1 pseudogene is annotated in these 1,118 nt (G+C 62.4%); it reads left to right on the top strand.

Annotated elements, in window-relative coordinates:
* Positions 1-176: 176 nt before the first annotated feature.
* Positions 177-1,118, top strand: a pseudogene (locus tag C9427_RS33550) (IS630 family transposase); the annotation flags it as partial.

The following is a 1,118-nucleotide window of genomic DNA, read 5'->3' as shown; positions in this document are numbered from 1 at the left end:
GAGGTAGACGAATGAACTCCAAAGTTCATTCGCTTCGCGCGCCCGGCGGTTGGTGGTCTGGCAGGGTCCGTACGGAACACTCGGCGGAGAATGCCTCGAGCATCTTTGATGAACACAAGAATCGGCCGATAGGTCCTGTCTGATTCACTGTCCCGGTGATTTGCGAGGAGGTGATGATGACGAGGAGCCTAAGGGCGGACCTTCGTGCGCACGTGATTGCGGCCACTTAAGTCGGGGTTTCGACGCGGGAGGCGACGCGTCGCTTCCGGATCGGTATTTCGACGGCCGGGAGTTGGTATCGCCGCTATCACGAGACCGGCCAGATGGAAGCGCGCAAGCAGGGCCAGCCGTCGCGTTCGAAGCTCAATGCGCATGAGGCCTTCATTCTTGGCCTCATCGAGGACGCGCCGGACATCACGCTTGCTGAGATCGGGGAGCGCCTTGCCGCCGAGCGTGGCGTGCGGGCAGCGTCGTCCACGGTCCGGCTGTACCTCGACCGGCGCGGCATCACGTTTTCAAAAGAAGACGGCGCACGCCGCCGAATAGCAGCGCCCCAATGTCCTGCGCCGCCGCAGAACCTGGTTCGATGGCCAGATCGATCTCGACCCCGAGAGGCTGATTTTCATCGATGAGACCGCAGCATCCACAAAGATGGCGCGGTTTGCGTGGCCGCAGCCTGCGCGGCGAACGATTGTCGGGCGGCCGTTCCTCACGGCCATTGGAAGACCACCACATTCACGGCCGGCCTGCGGCTGGGCGGCGCCAATACTGCTCGATGGCCCTATCAATGGTTCTGCCTTCCTCGCCTAGGCGCAGCAGGTCCGCGCACCCGAGCTTTGCCCCGGCGACATCGTGGTCATGGACAACCTGCCCGCCCAAAGATCAGCGGCGCGCGCGAGGTGATCGAGCAGGTTGGCGCGGCTCCTGTTCCTGCCGCCATACTCGCCCGACTTCAAACCGATCGAGACGGCTTTCTCGAAGCTCCAGGCTCTCCTGAGAAAGGCTGCAACCCGAACCATCGACGACCTCTGGTCGTCGTGGCCAAGTGCCTCGCAGCTTTCACAGCCTAGGAATGCACGCACTATGTCGAGGCAGACGGCTATGGAATAAGTCGAATC

The sequence above is a fragment of the Mesorhizobium helmanticense genome, assembly GCF_003034915.1.
GTDB lineage: Bacteria > Pseudomonadota > Alphaproteobacteria > Rhizobiales > Rhizobiaceae > Mesorhizobium > Mesorhizobium helmanticense.
This window is presented reverse-complemented; position numbering and strand designations above follow the sequence as displayed.